22 protein-coding genes are annotated in these 21,191 nt (G+C 40.3%); 14 read left to right on the forward strand and 8 right to left on the reverse strand.

From position 1 onward, the window contains the following. Nucleotides 1-479 precede the first annotated feature (479 nt). Nucleotides 480-1,436 (reverse strand): hypothetical protein, encoded by a 957-nt coding sequence (locus NPUN_RS14580; RefSeq protein WP_012409389.1) that lies wholly within the window; start codon nucleotides 1,434-1,436, stop codon nucleotides 480-482. A gap of 317 nt (nucleotides 1,437-1,753) precedes the next feature. Between NPUN_RS14580 and NPUN_RS41830 the strand changes: the two genes are divergently transcribed. Next, on the forward strand, nucleotides 1,754-1,975 hold the full coding sequence (locus NPUN_RS41830) for a hypothetical protein (RefSeq protein ID WP_167315622.1): 222 nt from the start codon (nucleotides 1,754-1,756) through the stop codon (nucleotides 1,973-1,975). Nucleotides 1,976-2,110: 135 nt separating this feature from the next. Then, nucleotides 2,111-4,222 carry a M3 family metallopeptidase gene (locus NPUN_RS14585; RefSeq protein WP_012409390.1) on the forward strand — a complete coding sequence of 704 codons (2,112 nt, stop codon included), beginning with the start codon at nucleotides 2,111-2,113 and terminating at the stop codon, nucleotides 4,220-4,222. A 147-nt stretch (nucleotides 4,223-4,369) separates the two neighbouring features. Here the strand turns inward: NPUN_RS14585 and NPUN_RS14590 are convergent, their stop codons facing one another. Next, the gene (locus NPUN_RS14590) at nucleotides 4,370-4,783 is read right to left on the reverse strand and encodes a hypothetical protein (protein ID WP_012409391.1); all 414 of its coding nucleotides are present in this window, start codon (nucleotides 4,781-4,783) and stop codon (nucleotides 4,370-4,372) included. Nucleotides 4,784-5,210: 427 nt separating this feature from the next. On the opposite strand from NPUN_RS14590, the gene NPUN_RS14595 reads away from it, so the two are divergent. After that, nucleotides 5,211-5,777, forward strand: a complete 567-nt coding sequence (locus NPUN_RS14595; RefSeq protein WP_012409392.1) for a PadR family transcriptional regulator — start codon at nucleotides 5,211-5,213, stop codon at nucleotides 5,775-5,777. After that, nucleotides 5,778-7,160, forward strand: a complete 1,383-nt coding sequence (locus tag NPUN_RS14600; RefSeq protein WP_012409393.1) for a carotenoid oxygenase family protein — start codon at nucleotides 5,778-5,780, stop codon at nucleotides 7,158-7,160. It begins immediately after the preceding gene. A 66-nt stretch (nucleotides 7,161-7,226) separates the two neighbouring features. Here NPUN_RS14600 and NPUN_RS14605 read toward each other — a convergent pair whose 3' ends face one another. Further along, on the reverse strand, nucleotides 7,227-7,931 hold the full coding sequence (locus NPUN_RS14605) for a CAP domain-containing protein (RefSeq protein WP_012409394.1): 705 nt from the start codon (nucleotides 7,929-7,931) through the stop codon (nucleotides 7,227-7,229). Between the two features lie 352 nt (nucleotides 7,932-8,283). Here NPUN_RS14605 and NPUN_RS41835 point away from each other — a divergent pair, with 352 nt between their 5' ends. Further along, a complete protein-coding gene (locus NPUN_RS41835; protein WP_167315623.1) occupies nucleotides 8,284-8,430 on the forward strand; it encodes a hypothetical protein in 147 nt (48 codons plus the stop codon). 46 nt (nucleotides 8,431-8,476) lie between these two features. On the opposite strand, the gene NPUN_RS14610 is transcribed toward NPUN_RS41835, so the two are convergent. Continuing rightward, a complete protein-coding gene (locus NPUN_RS14610) occupies nucleotides 8,477-9,604 on the reverse strand; it encodes an acyltransferase family protein (RefSeq protein WP_012409395.1) in 1,128 nt (375 codons plus the stop codon). Nucleotides 9,605-9,722: 118 nt separating this feature from the next. Here NPUN_RS14610 and NPUN_RS14615 point away from each other — a divergent pair, with 118 nt between their 5' ends. After that, nucleotides 9,723-10,181, forward strand: coding sequence for a peroxiredoxin (locus NPUN_RS14615; protein WP_012409396.1), 459 nt, complete (start codon nucleotides 9,723-9,725; stop codon nucleotides 10,179-10,181). Nucleotides 10,182-10,250: 69 nt separating this feature from the next. Here the strand turns inward: NPUN_RS14615 and hpf are convergent, their stop codons facing one another. Then, nucleotides 10,251-10,895 carry a ribosome hibernation-promoting factor, HPF/YfiA family gene (gene hpf, locus NPUN_RS14620; protein WP_012409397.1) on the reverse strand — a complete coding sequence of 215 codons (645 nt, stop codon included), beginning with the start codon at nucleotides 10,893-10,895 and terminating at the stop codon, nucleotides 10,251-10,253. After that, the gene (locus tag NPUN_RS41840; protein WP_167315624.1) at nucleotides 10,864-11,094 is read right to left on the reverse strand and encodes a hypothetical protein; all 231 of its coding nucleotides are present in this window, start codon (nucleotides 11,092-11,094) and stop codon (nucleotides 10,864-10,866) included. Before NPUN_RS41840 ends, hpf begins: the two co-directional genes overlap by 32 nt. Before the next feature lie 422 nt (nucleotides 11,095-11,516). Here NPUN_RS41840 and lipB point away from each other — a divergent pair, with 422 nt between their 5' ends. Both lipB and NPUN_RS14630 read left to right on the forward strand, forming a co-directional pair. Next, the gene (gene lipB / locus NPUN_RS14625; protein WP_012409398.1) at nucleotides 11,517-12,209 is read left to right on the forward strand and encodes a lipoyl(octanoyl) transferase LipB; all 693 of its coding nucleotides are present in this window, start codon (nucleotides 11,517-11,519) and stop codon (nucleotides 12,207-12,209) included. A 247-nt stretch (nucleotides 12,210-12,456) separates the two neighbouring features. Further along, nucleotides 12,457-12,594, forward strand: coding sequence for a hypothetical protein (locus NPUN_RS14630; RefSeq protein WP_336884943.1), 138 nt, complete (start codon nucleotides 12,457-12,459; stop codon nucleotides 12,592-12,594). A 45-nt stretch (nucleotides 12,595-12,639) separates the two neighbouring features. On the opposite strand, the gene NPUN_RS14635 is transcribed toward NPUN_RS14630, so the two are convergent. Further along, nucleotides 12,640-13,404, reverse strand: coding sequence for an amino acid ABC transporter ATP-binding protein (locus NPUN_RS14635; RefSeq protein ID WP_012409399.1), 765 nt, complete (start codon nucleotides 13,402-13,404; stop codon nucleotides 12,640-12,642). Nucleotides 13,405-13,530: 126 nt separating this feature from the next. Between NPUN_RS14635 and NPUN_RS14640 the strand changes: the two genes are divergently transcribed. Next, nucleotides 13,531-15,036 (forward strand): ABC transporter permease subunit, encoded by a 1,506-nt coding sequence (locus NPUN_RS14640; RefSeq protein WP_012409400.1) that lies wholly within the window; start codon nucleotides 13,531-13,533, stop codon nucleotides 15,034-15,036. A 241-nt stretch (nucleotides 15,037-15,277) separates the two neighbouring features. On the opposite strand, the gene NPUN_RS14645 is transcribed toward NPUN_RS14640, so the two are convergent. Beyond that, the gene (locus tag NPUN_RS14645; protein ID WP_148220317.1) at nucleotides 15,278-16,285 is read right to left on the reverse strand and encodes a glycosyltransferase family 2 protein; all 1,008 of its coding nucleotides are present in this window, start codon (nucleotides 16,283-16,285) and stop codon (nucleotides 15,278-15,280) included. Nucleotides 16,286-16,765: 480 nt separating this feature from the next. Between NPUN_RS14645 and NPUN_RS41845 the strand changes: the two genes are divergently transcribed. From NPUN_RS41845 to NPUN_RS14670, 5 genes are all read left to right on the forward strand, one after another. Then, complete coding sequence (locus NPUN_RS41845) at nucleotides 16,766-16,939, forward strand: hypothetical protein (RefSeq protein ID WP_167315625.1); 174 nt, start codon at nucleotides 16,766-16,768, stop codon at nucleotides 16,937-16,939. Nucleotides 16,940-17,476: 537 nt separating this feature from the next. After that, nucleotides 17,477-18,361 carry a lipid kinase gene (locus tag NPUN_RS14655; protein ID WP_012409402.1) on the forward strand — a complete coding sequence of 295 codons (885 nt, stop codon included), beginning with the start codon at nucleotides 17,477-17,479 and terminating at the stop codon, nucleotides 18,359-18,361. Between the two features lie 79 nt (nucleotides 18,362-18,440). Beyond that, nucleotides 18,441-19,046: an exopolysaccharide biosynthesis protein gene (locus NPUN_RS14660; protein ID WP_012409403.1), complete on the forward strand. Its 606-nt coding sequence runs from the start codon at nucleotides 18,441-18,443 to the stop codon at nucleotides 19,044-19,046. A 630-nt stretch (nucleotides 19,047-19,676) separates the two neighbouring features. Next, nucleotides 19,677-20,234, forward strand: a complete 558-nt coding sequence (locus NPUN_RS14665) for a hypothetical protein (protein WP_012409404.1) — start codon at nucleotides 19,677-19,679, stop codon at nucleotides 20,232-20,234. A 177-nt stretch (nucleotides 20,235-20,411) separates the two neighbouring features. Further along, a complete protein-coding gene (locus NPUN_RS14670) occupies nucleotides 20,412-21,188 on the forward strand; it encodes an SDR family NAD(P)-dependent oxidoreductase (protein WP_012409405.1) in 777 nt (258 codons plus the stop codon). Nucleotides 21,189-21,191 lie beyond the last annotated feature (3 nt).

Below are 21,191 nucleotides of genomic sequence, written 5' to 3' on the forward strand. Positions count from 1 at the left end.
AATTAATCCGCTTGATTAAATCGACTTTATTAACAATAAGGTCGATTTTTTAATTATAATTAACACTATTACGTTACTACTAATTAATATATATCTAATAGCTTAAGTTCAGAATTTGTAATTTAATATCTATATATTCTATACAATATTAAAATTATCTCATTATAAAAATTTACTATAAAAGGTGGTAGGAAGAAACTACCAATAGTAGCCTTTTAATAATCATTATAAATTATTGAATATTTAATTTTTTGGAAGTCTCAATTAGAATTAGCTATCCTCACGTTAGTACAAGGAATTGGCTATTTCTTGAAGTTGTTATTGAGATGTTAAAAACCAAGTACAGCATTTAACTAATTCGTAGCGAGTTAAATTTGGCAAGACTCTGTGCCCCTACCCTGCGCGAAGGCAAAGCGCTTATGCACTTACCTTTGCTATCTACTGCGTTTAAAAACGCTACGATTTCACACAAAAGGGTACTAAGATTTACTCTTATCTGCTTCTTTCTGCGCCGCCTCACTATATTTCTTATATAGTTGAGTCCGAATTTTAGCTTCCTGATAACGGCTGTGGTTTTGTGGCACCCTACTCATTAAATCTGAAGCTCGTTGCCACTTAGCAGCGATCTCTAGCCATTGAGTTGAGCTTGTGGCTGTTTTACCAGATGTAGAAGCTTGATTGGCAATTCGCACAGATATTGCAAATGGGTCATCAGATGTCTCATCAAAGCTATTGCTAGGAACACGAGATGGTGCTTGGGCTTTTCTCTGGTTAGTATTTTCTGTAGTTAAAGATTTGGAAGTTTGTGGTTGCATTAGGTTTTTCAGTTTATCACCTAGCTGGGCATAAACAATCCAACTAAGCAACAACAGCGAGCATAAACCAGCTGCTGCTAATACTTTGTTTTTAGATTTATTACTGTGTTTTTCTTGGTTAATAAGTACCAAAGGACGAGAAACTTGAGTTTTAGGAAAATTTGGTTTTCCTAGGTCAGCTTGAGCTTCTGTAAAATCTTTAATTAATTGCTTTACAATATTAGGCTGAATTAAGGCAATTTCCTGTGACCAGAGCAATTGGTTGTCGCGATCGCTATCTATCTCTTTTAACCATAGTAATTGTTGTTCTCGAACAATCCGACTGTTGATATTGACTCGGCGAATGTGACGCGGAGCAATAGACTCAAGAATTTGCTGGATTTGTTCTACGAGGGAAGATTGCTCAAGTTGCTCTATCCTAGCCGCCTCGCACAGAAGTTGTAAGACACCATCAGAAAAAATGGCTCTAGTTCTGACACCAGATTTGGCTAGCTTTTCATTTAATAACTGAATAATCGCAGCAACGCTCCCTTGGTGAGCTTGCCAACCGATATCGTTTATCCTGTCTACCATCTGAGGTTTGGTGATAACTCTTCCACCCTGACTGATTAACGTATTCATTAATTTAGGGACTCTTTTCTACTGACCTTGATCTTGTCTTCGATTTTACGAGTAAAAAGATGAGTTGCCAAATAAAATCATAAAAGTCGAGCCTCCCTTCTCGGTTCGGTAAAGATGCTCGCTCGCGCTCAGTTAATTTAACACTCCCACGCTTAAAAAGCGTAAGATTCTTGAACTGAAACTGCGCTTTTAGGTTAACGCCGATACTGGCGGACGAGCTACCTGTTTGACATACTACATTATGATGTCTTTTGGCGATCGCATAAACTCAAGTTAAGTTAGCTAAATACTATCAGGTCGACACCAAAGGATGTTTAATGGCCAGTCGCTTCTCTGTAAGAGGCTACACCAAACTCCAACGCCTCTACACAACTAGTTCCTTCAACCTTTCCAACTGCGATTCTGCATATCTTGCTTGCGATTGGGCTTATTCCCTGGTTAATCTTTCCTGTTTCAGAGACACTTTCGCTGATATTTCTGGAAGTGTCATCCTGTCAGATATTAATCGCAAAGGAAACAAAATAGCTATATCAGGATAAATTTGTGAGTCATTCTCGCTTTTTTTTGCCTTTTTATCAGAATGGCAAGACTATTTAGTACAGCGATCGCTACATTAGAAGATATATATAAATAAAAATCATTGTTGATTTTTCGTTCGCAGTTCACACAAAACCATGAGTGCAAGTACCATTATTTCCGACAATCCCCTACTTCAAGGCGTTGGTTTACCTCCCTTTGCAGAGATTAAACCAGAACGAGTAGTACCAGCCTTCAATCAGTTGTTGGCAGAACTAGACCAGCAGCTTGCCACCTTAGAAGCTAGTGTACAGCCTACTTGGAGTGGTTTAGTAGAACCCTTAGAAAAGCTGACAGAAAGGCTTACCTGGAGTTGGGGGGTGGTGAATCATTTAATGGGTGTTAAAAATAGCCCGGAACTGCGCGAAGCTCATGAAATCGTACAGCCACTAGTTGTACAATTTATCAACAAGCTCGGTCAAAGTCAACCTATCTACAATGCTTTTAAAGCACTCCGTACCAGTGAGAATTGGGCAACTTTAGAATTAGCTCAACAGCGCATTGTAGAAGCCGCCATTCGAGATGCAGAACTTTCTGGTGTTGGCTTAGAAGGAGAGGTAAGAGAGCGTTTCAACGCCATACAAATGGAGTTAGCAGAACTTTCTACCAAATTTTCTAACCATGTACTTGATGCCACGAAAGCCTTCAGCTTAACCCTAACAACACAAGCGGAAATTGAAGGTTTACCACCAAGCTTAGTGAGTCTAGCAGCTCAAGTTGCTCGTGCAGCAGGCGAAAGTAACGCCACACCAGAAAATGGCCCTTGGCGGATTACTTTAGACTTCCCCAGCTATGGCCCTTTCATGCAGCACAGCACCCGGCGAGATTTGCGTGAAAAGCTCTACAAAGCTCATATCACCCGCGCTTCTACTGGCGATTTAGATAACAACCCCTTAATTGAGCGCATTTTGAAGTTGCGCCAAGAACTCGCAGATATATTAGGCTTTAAAAGTTTTGCCCAATTGAGTCTGGCTAGTAAAATGGCTCCTAATGTTGAGGCAGTCAACGCCCTATTAGAAGAACTACGCCATGCTAGTTATGATGCTGCTGTCAAAGACTTGGTAGAACTCAAAGCTTTTGCAGCAGCACAGGGAGCAGCAGAAGCTGAGGATTTAAAACACTGGGATATCAGCTTTTGGGCAGAACGCCAACGAGAAGCAAAATTTGCCTTTACTGCTGAAGAATTGCGTCCCTACTTCCCGCTTCCCCAAGTGTTAGACGGCTTATTTGGATTAGTCAAGCGGCTGTTTGGTGTTACTGTCACTTCTGCCGATGGTCAAGCCCCAGTCTGGCATGAGGATGTGCGTTATTTCCAAATTGCTGACGAAACTGGTTCTCCCATAGCCTACTTCTACTTAGACCCTTACAGCCGTCCAGCCGAAAAACGCGGTGGTGCTTGGATGGATGTGTGCATCAATCGGGCCAAAATCACTGAAAATGGTGTCACTGCCATCCGCTTACCTGTAGCTTATTTGGTGTGTAATCAAAGTCCTCCTGTAGATGGTAAACCTAGTTTGATGACCTTCTATGAAGTAGAGACTTTGTTCCACGAGTTTGGTCATGGATTGCACCATCTGCTTACTAAGGTTAATTATCCCGGAGCCGCAGGCATCAATAATGTGGAGTGGGATGCAGTGGAACTACCTAGTCAGTTTATGGAAAACTGGTGCTATGAGCGAACCACTTTCTTTGGAATGGCGAAGCATTATGAAACTGGTGAAGCCTTACCGGAGCATTATTATCAAAAACTGCTAGCGGCGCGTAATTATATGAGTGGTACTGCTATGTTGCGGCAGATTCACCTAAGCAGTCTTGATTTAGAACTACACTACCGCTATCACCCTGGTAGTAGTGAAACTCCATCAGATGTGCGTCATCGCATAGCCAAGACTACTACCGTTTTACAGCCACTTCCAGAAGATGCAATTTTATGTGCTTTTGGGCATATTTTTGAGGGTGGTTATGCAGCGGGTTACTACAGTTACAAGTGGGCTGAGGTACTGAGTGCTGATGCTTTTGCCGCTTTTGAAGAAGCTGGTCTAGAAGATGAAGAGGCTATAAAAGCTACAGGTCGGCGTTATCGGGATACGGTACTAGCACTTGGTGGTGGTCAGCATCCAATGGAGGTGTTTAAAACTTTCCGGGGTCGTGAACCAAGTACGATCGCTTTGCTCAGGCACAATGGTTTAGTCAGTGCTGCTGTAAACTAAATAATATTAGTGTAGGGAGATTGCATTGCAACCTCCCTACTCGCGTCAAATCTTTGTTATCTAGCATCTAGCGATCGCAAAGCTCGTTATTCTGATACTAGTGGATTTTACCCCAAGTCTTGCCCTGTCGAAGTGACAGGGAAAGACTTAAACTTTAGACGTGAGAAACCTTGATATTTCCGCATGTGCCAACACAGCAGATGGTTCGCGCTGGAGAGCATTGTAATACTTTCTCTCAAAAGTATTACCTGTCTCTAACGGTACAATCAGGGTGCGGACATCAGCAATCAACTTTTCAAAATCTTCCAAAGATATCGGTTCATCTGCTTCGAGCATTTCATCAACTTGCACAACCACCTCAGAAATGCGATGTAGCCAGGCAAATTGTTCATGAGCGATAACTAGCTGAAGTAATTCTCCGCTTGATACTCGTCCACTAACCTGTTCATAGGCAATGCGTTCTGTTTCCAACAACATTTTATGAAGGTGGAGTAATTTATTTCGTAAATCACGCAGATATTGATGTTGACGTATTCTTTGTGAAAGTGTGTTAGAAGTCAATGTTACTCATCCTCTCGTTACAATAGCCTTCAATGGCTTAAATAATTGCTGCGTCAGTATCGATACGCGAATAGACTGTAGCGAACAACTGGCTTGTTGAGTGATACCGTAGCGATGCGTAGACGCTTGCTTGCCGCTCCAACTTTATCTTCACGACACTCTATCTAGTAAGATTCCCATCTGGTTACAGGCTCGACACTCAACATACATCGCCACTTTTGCACCGTCTTGTGCAAACAGCACCATTAACCATCTGCCCAATCTCAGTTCATATATTCGGTTTCCTTGTTAAGAGCGTGAAAATCAACATATCTTTTTATAACGGTTGTATCTTATATTGGATTAATCATATATTAGCATAAACTTATAAGAAGTAGATAGTTATAGAACCTAGTGAGAAAATGTCAATTATGGGAAAACAGCCTTAATGTCCCTAGCATACGTAATTCTAGGCCTTCTTCAGCAGCAAGAAATGACGGGCTACGACCTCAAAACGAGCTGCTTTGATCAATGTATTGCCCATTTGTGGCCAGCAGACCAGGCACAAATTTACAGAACTCTCGATAAGCTCGTTGAGCAAGGCTGGATTACCTGTACGATTGAGATTCAGCACGATCGCCCCAATCGCAAAGTTTACACTGTGACGGAGCTAGGGAAAGCTGAATTTGCCCAATGGCTTGGGACTCATCAGCCGTTACCAACTTTACGAGAACCTTTGCTAGTCCAGTTGCATTTTGCAGATCAGTTGTCGAATGAAGCAATCATTCACCTACTGGAGCAACAATTGGGGGCTCGAAGCAGAAAGCTTGCTGAATGCGAAATCATTGATTTGCCATCACTTGGTGATGAGTCTGCTAACCGTGAGCAGGTAATGCAAAGGCTGGTGCTGGAGTTGTTAATCAGAAGAGAACAGACTTATATTAATTGGTTGAAGACAGCGATTAAAGTTATCGCTCACCAAAAGCCATATCCATCACATTACCAAATTTTATAAATGCCAACAATAGCAGTAAATCCTTATCTCGATCGCAATTTTGCTCCAATCCGTGAAGAAATCACCACCGACAAATTGCCAGTTATCGGTGAATTACCCCTTGATTTATCGGGGATGTTTGTACGGAATGGCCCTAACCCTCAATGGACACCCATCGGTCAATATCACTGGTTTGATGGTGATGGAATGTTACATGGTGTGCAAATTAGCAACGGCGTAGCCACTTATCGTAACCGCTACGTCCAGACATCTGGATGGAAAAAAGAACGAGAAGCGGGTGAGGCTTTGTGGAGTGGGCTTTTAGAACCACCGCGAATGGATAATCCCCACGGCCCTCGCAAAAATACTGCCAATACTGCCTTGGTATGGCACGCGGGTCAGATGTTGGCGCTGAACGAAAGTGGTAAACCTCACGCCATCAAGCTTCCTGAATTGGAAACCATTGGCGAGTATAGCTACAATGGGAAGCTAATCTCTGCCTTCACAGCTCATCCCAAGGTAGACCCGGTGACGGGCGAGATGATCTTCTTTGGCTACTCTGTATTTACGCCACCATACCTGCAATATAGTGTTGTCTCAGCACAAGGCGAACTTTTGCGGACAGTGCCAATTGACCTGTCTATAGGAGTGATGATGCACGATTTCGCCATCACTGAAAACTACACCATTTTCATGGATTTGCCGTTGACTTTTAGCGCCGAGCGATCGCAACGAGGAGAACCTGTGATGATGTTTGAGCGCGATCGCCCCAGTCGTTTTGGAATTGTACCGCGTCATGGTGACAACAGTAATATCCGATGGTTTGAGAGCCCCTCTTGCTACGTCTTCCATACCCTCAACGCTTACGAAGATGGAGATGAAGTAGTGCTTATCGCCTGTCGTATGAGTTCTACTACTGTGTTGATTTCTGATGATTCCCAACCCGACCCAGAAGGAAACATCCCGCGTTTGTATCGCTGGCGATTTAACCTCAGCACAGGGACAGTGCGTGAGGAAATGTTGGACGATGTAACTTCAGAATTTCCCCGCATCAACGAAAATCTATTGGGGCGGCAAACCCGATATGGCTACACTAACAAAATTGCAAATAGTCCCGTACCATTATTTGAAGGTATAATTAAGTACGATTTCAGTAGTGGAAAGTCACAAACCCACAAATTCGGACAGGGACGCTATGGTAGTGAAGCTGTGTTTGCGCCGCGTCCTGGTGCAATTGCTGAGGATGATGGCTGGCTTGTGACTTTCGTTCATGATGAGAATTCAAATACTTCAGAATTAGTAGTGGTAAATGCTCAAGATGTAACTGCTGAACCTGTAGCGCGGGTGATAATTCCTCAACGAGTGCCTTATGGATTTCATGGTACTTGGGTTGCACAGGAATAGCTGGGCGGTTGAACAAGAGGCAAGGGAGCAGGGTGTAGGGGGTCTGCCCCCATTTCCTAACTCAAATTATTTTTCCCTATAACCCCCAGCGTAGTCAATTACGCAGATTGTTCTATATGATTTGTGAGTTCCATAAGCAACGCCAGACACTTTAAAAGCGCCGTTAAATATATTTTTTCTATGGCCGCGATCGCGCACACCATCATCAATAATTAATTGCATGACGATATCTTGGGCAGTGTTTGGGCCATAGCTAATATTTTCGCCAGCCGTTGTTTGCCATGCACCATAGCGGTTGATGCGAGTAAAAGGGTTGCTACCATCGCTACCATCATGACCTGTAACACCTCTTGGCCCTTGGTCTTTAACATGGTCTTTTGCTCCTAAAGACATACCTTTAGAAGCACTTAAAGCTCCTACAGGACGTGCAGATTTCAAAAATGCGATCGCTTCATCGACTGCTTTGACTCCTTCTTGAGTTCGCAAATAGGTATTGTTAAAAATTTTGACTCGGTTCCCTTCAAAGCGCTTCCTATAGTTTTCCAGAATCGGGAGATATGACTTGGGATTTGTTCGTACCTTATTGGTTTCAACAATTACCTGTTGTTCAAGTGGTGAAAGGTAACTCGCCTTTGCTAATAAAGTTGGACTGGTTGGTTGAACTACTGCTGGGTTAGAGTTTGCCACAGATGGACTAGATTGAAATAGTTGATTTGAGCAACCGAATATTAGGGTAACTGGCAAAAGTACCCAAAGTTTAATGCGATGCATTCATTACCTCACAATTTTTTTATGGATTAATTTAGTGAATTAGGAAAAATAATAGTTTTCAACACACAGAGAAGTTTGTAAACGCTTCTTTATTCAAAATTTTAGAAGCGGCTTGTTGTCAGACATCAGAATTTATATCAGTTCCCTAAAAAGAACGAAAATGAGTTTATCGAGAGTTATAGATAACGCTGTGATGGTCTTTGTTCCTTGAGTGTTAAAAAGGATTACTTAATACTTGTTGTAACCTATCTAATACTCAAACGTAAACCACAAAAAATGTTTTTACTTGATTACGCCTGTTTTTAACTACAATAATTTAGAACCCTTATCAAATATAACGCAAACGAAAACTTTGCATATTTGCGTTTGCGAAAAAAACGCAGAGTTTATATCGTATCTGCCTAAACAAGTGTTATTGCGATCGCTTTTTCTCAGTGTAGGGAAACAAGCCCGAAAAAACCTTGCGATGGCGCAAGCGCCCGCCGTAGGCGATCGCTAATTTTACTCGCAATTAACTAATGACGTGTGATTTACCAGATATGATATTACACTTTGACAAACCAACGTTGCCGATACATCAGAACACCAACACCCCACCACAACAACACAGTGACTATGGCAAACAACAGGGAACCATTCAGAACTCCCGCCCAAGATGCGAAAAAATTCTGGTAAATCCAATTGTAGGTACTGGGAGCGTCTTTAGCTGTGCCGATAGTGGTTTTCACTAAAATTTTAATCAACAAAACGGATGGAACGAAAAGTGCGATCGCATTTAAGCCCATAATTTCAAAAGGTTTACTCCAGCGACGATTCAGCCGGACTTCGATGAGTTCATAACAAGCTGCTAGCAAAATTAAAGCCCAACCGCTACTAAAGACTACATAAGAACTTGTCCACAGCTTTTTGTTGATGGGAAATGTCCACCCCCACGCCCAACCAATAATTAAACAGCCAACTCCAAATAATCCTAACCCGATACTTGTACGTGATTGTACAGGTTGGCTGCGTATCCATTGACCAGTGAAGTAGCCAGCTAGAACGCTTACTATCGCGGGAATAGTACTGAACAGTCCCTCTGGATCTCCCATAAATTTGAAACCATCACCTTTATATAGATGTGCTTTGGGAATAATCATCCGGTCAATATAAGCGCCCAAATTACCTTCTCGTGTTAGAACTCCCGCGCCATAATCTGGCACTGGTAGATACATCATCATTAGCCAGTAGCCGATGAGTATTACTGCTGCGAGTATCCATTGACCTTTGCGCGGAAGGTTGAGAACTATCAAGGAAGCCAACAGATAGGTAATGCTGATGCGCTGCAATACTCCCATAATGCGGATGCTACTCAAATCAAAAGTCCAAACACCTTGATTCCAAAAGCCATTTAGTAACAATCCCAAGGCAAACAGAATAGCGGCGCGGCGTAAGATGCGCCAGTAAATAGCTGAGGTTGGTTTGTTATCTTCGGTGTACTTTGACAGCGAGAAAGTCATCGCTACACCAACAATAAAGAGAAAGAAAGGGAATACCAAATCAGTTGGCGTGCAACCGTGCCAATCGGCGTGGGCTAAGGGAGGATATATATTATCTGCGACTCCCGCCATATTGACGAGAATCATAGCAGCGATCGTAATGCCGCGAAAAACATCCAGTGAAGTCAGGCGCATAAGGGGAATTTTTTCTTTGATGAGTATCTAAGCTACCCCGCCTGATGCAGCTAATCAAGCAAAATTTATATACTCGGATACAAGGTAAAATTTTGTTAAGTAATTACCACCACTTGTTATGCCAATCAAAGTTGGAGATACCGCTCCTAATTTCACTCTACCTGCTCAAAACGGTTCAACAGTTAGCCTCCAAGATTTTCGCGGCACAAAAGCTGTTGTCCTATATTTTTATCCCAAGGATGACACACCCGGATGTACGGCTGAATCCTGCGCCTTTCGCGATCAATATGAAGTGTTTAAAAGTGTTGGTGCTGAAGTTGTCGGCGTGAGTGCTGACTCTAGCGAATCTCACCAAAAATTTGCTGCGAAATATAATCTACCTTTTACCCTGTTAACTGACAAAGGCGACCAAGTACGGAAGCTATATGGCGCAACAGCAGCCTTTGGCTTATTCCCTGGTCGCGTTACTTACGTCATTGACCAACAGGGAGTTGTGCAATACGTGTTTGATTCAATGTTGAACTTTAAAGGTCATGTTGAGGAAGCATTGAAAACTTTGCAACAGATTGCAAAATAGGATATTGGGCATTGGGCATTGGGCATTGGTTATTTCTCCCTCATCTCCCTATGCCCCATACCCCATTCCCTATTTAGAATGCGACTTTTCCGGCATGGCAATATTAGTGTGGCTTGACTTGCCATTCTTGCCGTTAGTATGACCGTTACCATTGCGGGGATGAATCACACCATAACCGCCGTGGTTGCGTTCGTAAATTACATTAATCTCTCCAGTTTCAGAATTGCGGAACATATAAAAGTCGTGTCCCACAAGTTGCAGTTGTTCCAGGGCTTCTGCAAGGGTCATCGGTGGCATGGAAAAGTATTTGGTGCGGACGACTTCGTTGGGCAATTCAGGAGTGCGATCGCCAATTAAATCTGGGACTACCGACTCTGCAACAACTACTTCTGTTGGTTGGGACTGAGTTTTCTGATCTTGACGGCGTTCTTTATATTTCCGCAGTTGACGGGCAATTTTATCTGCTACTAAGTCAATGCTGGCATATAGATTTTCGCTACTTTCCTCGGCACGGATAACGCTGCCATTAGCGTAAATAGTTACTTCAGCTGCTTGTCTAGTATTAATCCGAGGATTACGGGCTACGCTAAGATGCACATCCACTTCATTTGTGATGCTCTGAAAGTGACTAGCTGCTTTTTCAATCTTTTGATGTACATATTCCCGAATCGCATCGGTGATTTCAATATTTTTGCTGTGGATGACAAGCTTCATGTAAACTCTCCCACTGAATATTTGATGTGTGAATTTGCTTTGTATGAAAAGAAATTGCGGTAAAGTCTATTACTCCCGCCAAAACAAATTGTGAACTGTTTCTATCTACTGCTGGTAAGCTATTTTTAAGCTTACTGCATCTAAGTTTTTGCTCATTAATACCCTTAATTTTCCTCCTCATCTCTGCGCTGATATCCAATTGGATTTCCACATAGAACTATTTGGCGAGGAAATTTGAGCGGTAGCTCTCGTAACTGTCTTCTCTATTAAAACAACGCTTACAGAACTGTTAATAGTTGCTCCTTCTGTGTCCGATTGAGGTTTGCTCGCTGTCGATCAACAACACGAGATTTGTAGAAGTTGATCTTGCTTTAATAATGTGCAAACAAGATTATTAGAGTCATCAGCCAGTGCATCGTTCTTAATTGTCTTGGCATGATGCTTATTGCAGAGAATTCCTCCTAAAACCTATTGAGGTTGTATATTCAAACTAGCACTTTGTATTTTCTAATGCATGTTCCCTTGACTTTCCTTTAAAATCCTTTGCAAATCTTGACACTTTTGGGCTTCAATCCTGTAAATCGCAATATATTTTGTTCCTAATACCAGTTGATTTTTGGCATGATCCGTAGTAAAGAACCACACAACAACCTTTGTTTGCTGTATAACCAAGGATTAATGCCTTACTTAGATGCTCATAGATGGCAGCGATCGCTCCTCAATGAACGCATCCATGACCCTAGTCTAGATGACGTGTTGATTTTGCTAGAACATCCACCTGTCTACACCTTGGGGCAAGGAAGCAACTCAGATTTTATCAAATTTGATATTGATCAAGGTGAATATGATGTGCATCGAGTTGAAAGAGGCGGCGAAGTTACTTATCATTGTCCCGGTCAACTAGTGGGGTATCCAATTTTAAATCTGCAACGTTATCGTAAAGACCTGCATTGGTACTTACGCCAACTCGAAGAAGTCATAATTCGCGTATTGACAGTTTATGGGTTGCAGGGAGAAAGAATTCCGGCTTTTACTGGTGTTTGGTTACAAGGGCGAAAGGTTGCGGCTATTGGGATTAAAGTCAGCCGTTGGATTACCATGCACGGCTTTGCATTAAATGTTTGTCCAGACATGAAAGGCTTTGAGCGCATTGTACCCTGCGGTATTTCTGATAAACCTGTAGGCAGTTTAGCCGAATGGATTCCAGGTATTACTTGCCAAGAAGTCCGTTTTTATGTAGCACAGTGCTTTGCTGAAGTGTTTGGAGTGGAATTAATCGAATCACAGCCTCAAGACTTTTTCCGGCCTGAGTAAATTCAGCCTGTATTTATGTAATAAATACTATAGCAGCTCTATAGAAATTATGAGACACTAATGAGAGTAGCCTATATCTAAATAGTATCAAAATAACTATTTAACTACGGTTGTCAAACCTAAAATCTGATTATTTACAAATTTCTATACTAAATTTTTACGGCTGTCAAGCACAACTTTGCGCGTGAATTACTCAAATAATTTCCAGGTATATACCCCATCGTTAACGTCTTTGAGAGAACGTGATTTGACAGCTTTGATAGAACTATTTGATAGAGACGACGGTGATGAAATTGAAGCCGACATCAGTGCTAGTTTGTTTTGGCTGATACCTGAACCTTGCTGGGAGGACGATCCTTTTGAGTTCTTGCGCGAGTATCTTTAAGTAGTGCTGAGTACCGTGAGATTAAAAGAAGCCTTTAATTACGAATTACGAATTACGAATTACTTGAAGGCGACTGAGGAAAATACGCAGGCGATCGCTTTGAGGATTGGTCAGTACTTCATAAGCTGAACCTTTTTCTGCCACAATACCTTTGTCCAAAAATATCACCTGATGGGCTACTTCTTTTGCAAATTGCATTTCATGGGTGACAATGACCATTGTCATTCCCTCTGCTGCCAATTGTTGCATCACTTGCAAAACTTCGCCGACGAGTTCCGGATCTAGGGCGCTGGTGGGTTCGTCAAATAGCATGATTTGGGGATTCATACATAAGCTACGAGCGATCGCTACTCGTTGCTTTTGTCCGCCAGAAAGTTGTTCGGGATAAGCAGATGCTTTGTCATGTAAGCCAACTTTCTCTAAATACAATCTCGCTAGTTGGGCGCTTTCCTTGGGTGTTTTACCCAGAACTTTACGCGGTGCAAGTGTCATATTTTCCAGGACGCTGAGATGAGGAAACAGGTTGAACTGTTGAAAAACCATACCTACTTGTGTCCGTAGTTGGCGCAGTTGATTATAGTTGACAGTGGGTCGGGATAAGTTGATACCGTTGATGATTAAACGCCCGTTGTCAATGGTTTCTAAGCGATTAAAGCAGCGTAATAAGGTACTTTTACCACAGCCGGAGGAACCGATAACTGCAACAACTTCTCCCCGGTTGATTTCGCCAGTGATTCCTTTGAGGACTTTTAGGGAACCAAAGTTTTTTTCGATATTGTCAAAAATAATTGCGGGGATGGTATTGTTCATTACTTGTGCCAAGCTGCTCTACAGTTGATTGTAAGGTAAGGAACCGCCATCTCTAGGAGAGGCTTCCGCCAATGCGTAGCGTCTCGCAAAGAAAACACCAAGGGCGTAGAGAGAAGAGAAAATAATATGGCTAAATTTGGTTTTGGGCGTTGGCTGCGCTGGTGTGTGGTTGTTAGTTTTGGTTGTTTGTTATTGGTTAGCTGTGCTGTGAACTCTAGTGCGGGGAAAACTTTGCGGGTTGCTACAGAACCAGCATTTCCACCTTTTGAGTTTAAAAAACCAGGTGGTGAGTTAGAGGGTTTTTCCATTGATTTGATGAATGCGATCGCAGTTGCAGCTAAATTTAAAGTCGATTTTCAAAGTATGCCTTTTGATGGTATGATACCGGCTTTGGCAGCCAAAACGGTAGATGCGGCGATTAGTTCGATCACGATTACAGAGGAGAGGGCGAAGACAATTTCTTTTTCCCGTCCTTATTTTAAAGCTGGGTTAGCGATCGCAATTCGTGCAGACGATCAAAATATTACTGGCTTTGACAGTCTCAAAAATAAAAAAATTGCAGTCCAAATTGGTACAACTGGGGCTGCAAAAGCTAAGAGTATTCCTGGAGTGCAACTTCGTAGTTTTGATTCTGCACCTGTAGCCCTACAAGAATTGGCCAATGGTAATGTGGATGCGGTAATTAATGATGCACCAGTGACTTTATATGCTATTAATACGGGCAATATTCAGGGAATAAAAATAGTACAGCAATTGCTGACGGAAGAGTTCTATGGCATTGCTACAGCTAAAAATTCGCCAAACTTGGTATTAATAAATAATGGTTTGGAGAGAGTGTTAAAAAATGGCACTTATTCCCAAATTTACCAAAAATGGTTTAAAATCAAACCGCCATCATTACCAGCTAAATCACCATTTGAAAATCAGAATAGTACTAGTTCACCTAAAATATTTACCTCAATTGCCGTAATTTTGCAGGCTTTTCCGACTTTATTGCAGGGAGCATTAGTAACGTTACAATTAACGATAATTTCTGTAGTTTTTGGTTTAATAGGAGGTTCCCTGATTGGTATTGTCCGACTTTCTCGGATAACACCTGTGCGTTGGTTAGCGAGAGCCTATGTAGATTTTTTTCGGGGAACACCTTTATTGGTGCAAATTTTTATGATTTACTTTGGTTTACCAGCAATTTCGCAAGAAATTGGTTTTACATTTACTTTTGATCGCCTAACTGCTGGAATAATTGCCTTAAGTTTGAATAACGCCGCTTACACTGCCGAAGTTGTGCGTGCAGGGATTCAATCGATTGAAACAGGACAAGCAGAAGCAGCACAATCATTAGGTTTGAGTTCTATACAAACGATGAGTTATGTCATTTTTCCCCAAGCTTTTCGGCGGATGATTCCACCTTTGGGTAATGACTTTATCAGTTTATTGAAAGATACTAGCTTAGTTTCTGTAATTGGGTTGGAAGAATTACTACGTAAAGGACAGTTAATTGTTGCTGATAACTATCGTGCCTTTGAGATTTACGCAGGTGTAGCGGTGGTTTATTTATGTTTAACGTTACTTTTTTCACAGGCATTTAGTCACTTAGAACTGTGGATGAATCCAGTTAAACGGCACAGATGATTTTGAAAAGTTGCTGTCCCTTTTTGAGGAAGGTTAGAGGGATTAAAATCTTGTGATGCAACTCATTCTTCTTCTAAGGCGTTGCCAAAGAATAAATTATTCCAGAAAAATAATTCTTATTATAGAAAGTGAATAAATAGTTGCCGACGACAACCATTTATTCTCATCCAGAGTGTATGATAAATTTCCTATCTATACTCAACTAAGCAAGAACTACCTATCGTTTTCTAAAAGTAAAAACTTAGCCCTTACTTAGATTTTTATCTGCACTACTATATTTAGAGAAATATTTACTTAAAAAGTAATTAATCCTACGCGAAATAATTTTTGGTGATTGTTTTGCAAGATGCACAAAAAAATATGGGTTATTTGCCATCTCTACTAAAGTCCTGGAAAAGCTTTTGCTTTTAATAGCATCCAAAACACGAAAATATGGTCTAGTCTTCTCAAGCAAAGCTAAACGTCTAGACAAAGCTTTGAATAACTGGGGGTTCGTTTTTATAAAATCTTGCTCTAGGAAATATCTACTAATATTACAAGTTTCTTCAAGACGTTTTACTTTGTTGGTACTAGCCACTAACGAACCTAAACGGGATCGGTAAAAATAGTAAGGGGTTGGTACAAATATAAAGCGTGCTTTATATGCTAGGCATTTGAGATAAAACCAAAAATCTTCACTTAGTCGGATGCTTTCATCATATTCAATGTTCTTCTTTATAAGAAATTCGCGTTTAATTACAGGCTTTGTTAAACCAATAGTTAAGCCCCCTCGTCCCGGTAAATCAGTTTCTACATAATATACAGAATCAATTTCTTTGATTGTATCAATCTGCTCTCCACTCTGAGCAATTAAAGTATTCCAAGGCGTTTGATCGCCATCTTTGATGTAATACAAATCATCTGCAACCATGTCTGCGTTTTCTGCATCTGCCACCTGCAAAAGTTTTTCTAATCTTTCGGGCAGATACCAGTCGTCAGAGTCGAGAATAGCAATCCATTTGCCCTTAGCCTCCTTGATAGCAAGATTACGTGCCCCTGAAGGCCCAAGATTTTTTGAACTAGCTATAACTTTGAGACGCTCATCACTAAAATTTTGGGCTATTGCTAAAGTTTTATCAGTTGAGGCATCATCAACGACAATAAGTTCAAGGCTCTTAAGAGTTTGTCCTAAAACTGACTCTATTGCTTGGGAAATATAAGCTTCTGTATTATATGCAGGCATAATTACTGTTACTTCAGGAATATCCATAAACATATAAACTTACTTTGATTTGGGTTGACTTGAGTACAGAATGTTTCTCACAGAAGGATAGGTAGCTCAAAATTATTGATTTTGGCTGTTTATCCCAGTTTGATTTTTATACTAGTTATTTAATTACCATAAGCGCAAGGATAGAGCAATATGTACAAAGATAGATAAACTAGAATAATCCTGTGTCATATCACGCTTTAACTTTACATAATCTTTATAAACATGTTTAAACTCTGATAAAAGCAGATCAGTGTCAAGCTAGCAAAAAATCTAATATTGCATCAAAAATTTGGAAATTTTGACGAAATATAAGGGTTTGAGCCAAGGTTATTAGGGCTAGCAATCATGACTATAAGCGATCGCTCTTAACTCGACTTTATCCATTTTTCGCAATGCGATTGCCTAAGCTGAAACCTATATATGACAGTAGTGTTACTTTTTAAAGTTCGTCGATAATCTGTAACGTGGAAAAAGTATTTGCCAAAAAAACAGGGTTTTTGCTGGATAAAGAAAACCGAGTTATTAATTTTGCTTAAAGAAGAAGCCCGAATTCAGGATTCAGAATTAATGAGTAGTGGTTTTCAACCCATTTATTCATCTGCCACTCGTACAGAATTCCTTCTAAATTCTGGCTCCCGAATTCTGTTTTAATAAAGTCTAGTTTAAACAATGTTTTAAAAGGCTCTTTTGTTCTCATTCTGTTACCGTAGCGTTCCCGCTTAAAAATTAGAGCTTTTTCAACAGTCATGTGAGAGATGTAGCCTTTGCTATATAAAGTTTGTAGCCAATACTGTAAAAGCTAATGGTTTCAACTTGGATAAAATTTATTTCTATAATTTAATCTATAAATATGTATATATACAAATAATAAATATTGCACTGTTTGTAATTATTGTTTGGTTATTATAAAATTAGCATAAATATCTCTATCAACAAAAAAATACTTAGATCCAGTCATTTAGTGAGTAACAATCATATCTACTGGGTATCAATACAGGGAGGGCTAATAGAGATAAATTAAGTAAAGTAGAAATTAAAAATTGCTTAATATAACATAAACATAATAAGCATTGAAGAAATGAGCTTTTGATGAATGTCATAACAATTTAAACACTTTTTCAGAGTCTACTTAAAGCAGAATACATAGATGCGGATAATTGGACATATAAACTACAAAAGGTACTACCCATGAGTTCCCGCGCCCTGCTGTTAATAAATCGTCATGCCCGCCAAGGGAAAAAGAGTCTGTCGGAAGCGATTGAATATCTGAAAACACTCGGCTTTGACTTAATTGAGGAGTCTACAGAAGACCCAAAACATCTTACTGAAGTTATATCTCGCTATCAGCATCAAGTTGATCTAGTAATAATTGGTGGAGGAGATGGCACTCTCAATGCAGCAGTAGATGCTTTAGTTGATACTCAGTTGCCCTTGGGAATCTTGCCTTTAGGAACTGCCAATGACCTAGCGAGGACTTTGGAAATCCCGAATTCCCTCAGCGAAGCTTGCCAAATTATTGCAAATGGAAATTTACGTCATATCGACTTGGGTTGGGTGAATGGCAAGCACTTCTTTAACGTTGCCAGTCTAGGATTGAGTGTAAAAATTACCCAGCGACTTACCAAAGAAGTCAAACGCCGTTGGGGAATATTTGCTTATGCCGCCACTGCATTGCAAGTCATTTGGGAAGCTAGACCTTTTACTGCCGAAATTGTAATCAATGGTGAATCAGTTCACGTGAAAACAGTACAAATTGCTGTGGGTAACGGTCGTTATTACGGCGGTGGTATGGCGGTGGCTGACGATGCCACAATAGATGACCAAAGGCTAGACCTCTATAGCTTGGAAATCAAACATTGGTGGCAGATTATACTATTGCTCCCCGCTATGCGAGAAGGACGACATATACATTGGGAGAGTGTACGTTCTCTTCAAGGTCAAGAAATAAAAGTATATACTCGCAAACCCCGCCCTATCAATACAGATGGTGAAATCACTACTTACACACCAGCTCATTTTAGGGTTATACCTAAAGCTATAGCTGTTTTAGCACCCCCAGAAATCAGGAGTTAGGAGTTCTTCTCCTTCATTTCCTCCACTTATTCTATTTCCCTCTGCTAAAAATGTGGGAAGTCGCATCAATTCACGCCAAATGCATCTGAGATTTTCTCAAGATATAAAGTCTCTGTTACAACGCCTAGCTGAACAACCGCTTACTCTAGGTGATGTTTTGGCAGAAACCTCAGAACGAGGGTTCAGCCTGGTGATTACATTATTAGTTTTGCCCTTTTTATTTCCTATGCCACCTGGATTAACTGGCCCTTTTGGTGGTGCTTGTTTACTGTTGTCAGCGCAAATGGTTTTAGGGAGGCGATCGCCTTGGCTGCCGAAAAGAATCGCTAACTACAAATTTCCTCGTCCCTTCGCCCAGTTATTGTTGCAAAATTTGGGACGTCTTACCAAAGTTTTACAGAAAATAGCCCGTCCCCGATTGGCAAAAATAGCCCATAATCCTTTGATTTGGCGAATTAATGGGTTTTGTATCTCTTTATTAACAGTATTACTAATATTACCAATTCCGTTTACCAATCCTATCCCTACTATAGGTATTTTACTTTTGACTGTTGCCACCATCGAATCTGACGGTTTATTAATTTGTATCAGTTACGGCATTACTGTTTTAATTACCTTGCTGTTTGGATTTTTGGGTTATGCAGTATGGTTAGCTCCCAGTTTACTACCATCTATCTTTAAATAATAAAAGCCCCCAGCTTTAGGCTAAGGGCTGTAATTTATTAGGGTGCATCTACCATTTATTAATCCGCTTTATTGATTGCTATATCCGGGTAAATTATGTTTTTTGACAGATTTATTTGATCGACACATTAAAAACTATAAGTAATAAAAAAGCCCATAGCGTTAAGCTAAGGGCTGTAATTTATTAAGGTGCATCTACCATTTATTAATCCGCTTTATTAATTGCTATATCCGGGTAAATTAGGTTTTTTAACAGATTTATTTTATTTTAAAATTATAAATTTAATTAAAAAAGCCCTCAGCTAAAAGCGGAGGGCTATGATTTAATTAAGGTGCATCTACTATTTATATATCCGCCTTAGTTCTTGCTGCATCAGGAAGAATTGAAAAAAAATGGATAACTGTGGAATCGATTTTGTTAGCTATAAAACTAGTACTAGTCTGAACGAGGACAACCTGTGGTTTTTGACTAGATAATCATTGACTAACTTCACATTAATTTTACAATTAACCCGAATTTTACCTAAATACACAAAGTTTTTGTTAATATCTCTGATGCTATATCCGCAATAGTACGAATTTAGTTTATTAGTTGGGTATATGACTATGAAAGTTAGACGCACCCAACTTAATGAAGCGATCGCCATTTCTATTAGCCCTTGCTAGCCTTTGTATTGTCGGGGGAAGCTTTTTTATCAGAACAGCTTTTAGCAGTACTAGCGAACCTAAAATAATAACTGATACATCACGCTACAAAGAAATTCGTAATCAGCTATGGTCTGATAATGATCGAGTAAAACATTTTCCTAATCAGATTCCTACTGATGCCAAAGACGTTCGTATTGCTTACTCTCCAGAATTTTTGCAAGGAAGTACTTTTTTTCAAATTAGGCTGAAACAGCCACCAAACAAGATAGAAAAATTGCTGTCACAATACAGAAATAGTGCAAAGTACAAATATAGAGGTGGCAACACAAACGAACACATAAACCAACTTAACGGTGTGCCGACAACTTTTTTCTACACCAGTGACTCTTCTACAGAATCTTTTCCAGCTACTTATGAAATACTAGTATTAAATGCAGACGACAAAGGCAGACCTGGCTTCAAATGGAATCATGGAGATAGCTATGGTGTCGCTATTAGTAGTTCCGCCTCAGAAATAATCTATTGGTCTGAAAAATGGTAGCTAGCAATTAAAAATAAATTTGAATCGCTATGAGAAAAATCATTATTTGGGACATGACCCTTATTCATTACTAAGCAATGGTTTTACCCTTTTGGGTATATCACTTTAGGTAGTTAAAAATTATAGCCAGCATAGGTAAGATTTATAAGCTGCTTAAAAAATATCTGAATATTTAGAATGCCAACTGCTTTAATTACTGGTGCCTCTAGTGGTATTGGTAAAGCTTTTGCCCAAGAACTAGCTGCACGCAATACAAATCTTGTACTCGTAGCTCGTTCCAAAGAGAAGCTAAGTCAATTAGCTAAACAACTACAAGAACAACACAAAATTCAAGTAGACGTTATAATCCAAGACCTCACGGAACCTAATGCAGCTGCTACTGTATTTGATGCCACTAAAGCAAAGGGATTAACTATTGACTTATTAATCAATAATGCTGGTTTTGGTTACTATGGCGACTTTGCCGAAGGGGATGGAGAAAGGCAAATTAAAATTGTGCAATTAAACATTTTAGCATTAGTAGATTTAACCCATAAATTTCTACCCTTGATGCGGCAACGACGGTCTGGAAGTATTATTAACGTATCCTCTATTACCGCATTTCAACCGATACCATACCTTTCTGTTTATGCTGCCAGTAAAGCTTTTATTCTCAGTTTTAGTGAAGCACTATGGGCAGAAAATCGTCAATATGGTGTCCGTATTTTGGTTACTTGTCCAGGGCCAATAGAAACAAATTTTTTTGCGGAAGCTAATTTTCCTCCAGCGCTGGCAAGTAGTACGGATAAAGTGTATTCTTCCGAAAAAGTTGTTTGGGAGTGTTTAGATGCTTTGGAAAAAGGCTATCCAACTGTTATTAGTTCTGATACTAGCACTCAAATTAGAAGCAAATTATCTAGGCTCGTACCGCGCAAACTTCTGCTGAATATATTAGCAAAACACTTTAAAGCCTAAGTT

This window comes from Nostoc punctiforme PCC 73102 (genome assembly GCF_000020025.1).
Classification (GTDB): Bacteria; Cyanobacteriota; Cyanobacteriia; order Cyanobacteriales; family Nostocaceae; genus Nostoc; species Nostoc punctiforme.

What these genes read in the sequence shown, in the direction of transcription:
- NPUN_RS14580 (WP_012409389.1), bottom strand. Translation starts at nt 1,436, where the DNA reads ATGAATACGTTAATCAGTCAGGGTGGAAGAGTTATCACCAAACCTCAG.
- NPUN_RS41830 (WP_167315622.1), top strand. Translation starts at nt 1,754, where the DNA reads ATGGCCAGTCGCTTCTCTGTAAGAGGCTACACCAAACTCCAACGCCTC.
- NPUN_RS14585 (WP_012409390.1), top strand. Translation starts at nt 2,111, where the DNA reads ATGAGTGCAAGTACCATTATTTCCGACAATCCCCTACTTCAAGGCGTT.
- NPUN_RS14595 (WP_012409392.1), top strand. Translation starts at nt 5,211, where the DNA reads ATGTCCCTAGCATACGTAATTCTAGGCCTTCTTCAGCAGCAAGAAATG.
- NPUN_RS14600 (WP_012409393.1), top strand. Translation starts at nt 5,778, where the DNA reads ATGCCAACAATAGCAGTAAATCCTTATCTCGATCGCAATTTTGCTCCA.
- NPUN_RS14605 (WP_012409394.1), bottom strand. Translation starts at nt 7,931, where the DNA reads ATGCATCGCATTAAACTTTGGGTACTTTTGCCAGTTACCCTAATATTC.
- NPUN_RS14610 (WP_012409395.1), bottom strand. Translation starts at nt 9,604, where the DNA reads ATGCGCCTGACTTCACTGGATGTTTTTCGCGGCATTACGATCGCTGCT.
- NPUN_RS14615 (WP_012409396.1), top strand. Translation starts at nt 9,723, where the DNA reads ATGCCAATCAAAGTTGGAGATACCGCTCCTAATTTCACTCTACCTGCT.
- hpf (WP_012409397.1), bottom strand. Translation starts at nt 10,895, where the DNA reads ATGAAGCTTGTCATCCACAGCAAAAATATTGAAATCACCGATGCGATT.
- lipB (WP_012409398.1), top strand. Translation starts at nt 11,517, where the DNA reads ATGATCCGTAGTAAAGAACCACACAACAACCTTTGTTTGCTGTATAAC.
- NPUN_RS14635 (WP_012409399.1), bottom strand. Translation starts at nt 13,404, where the DNA reads ATGAACAATACCATCCCCGCAATTATTTTTGACAATATCGAAAAAAAC.
- NPUN_RS14640 (WP_012409400.1), top strand. Translation starts at nt 13,531, where the DNA reads ATGGCTAAATTTGGTTTTGGGCGTTGGCTGCGCTGGTGTGTGGTTGTT.
- NPUN_RS14645 (WP_148220317.1), bottom strand. Translation starts at nt 16,285, where the DNA reads ATGGATATTCCTGAAGTAACAGTAATTATGCCTGCATATAATACAGAA.
- NPUN_RS14655 (WP_012409402.1), top strand. Translation starts at nt 17,477, where the DNA reads ATGAGTTCCCGCGCCCTGCTGTTAATAAATCGTCATGCCCGCCAAGGG.
- NPUN_RS14660 (WP_012409403.1), top strand. Translation starts at nt 18,441, where the DNA reads ATGCATCTGAGATTTTCTCAAGATATAAAGTCTCTGTTACAACGCCTA.
- NPUN_RS14665 (WP_012409404.1), top strand. Translation starts at nt 19,677, where the DNA reads ATGAAGCGATCGCCATTTCTATTAGCCCTTGCTAGCCTTTGTATTGTC.
- NPUN_RS14670 (WP_012409405.1), top strand. Translation starts at nt 20,412, where the DNA reads ATGCCAACTGCTTTAATTACTGGTGCCTCTAGTGGTATTGGTAAAGCT.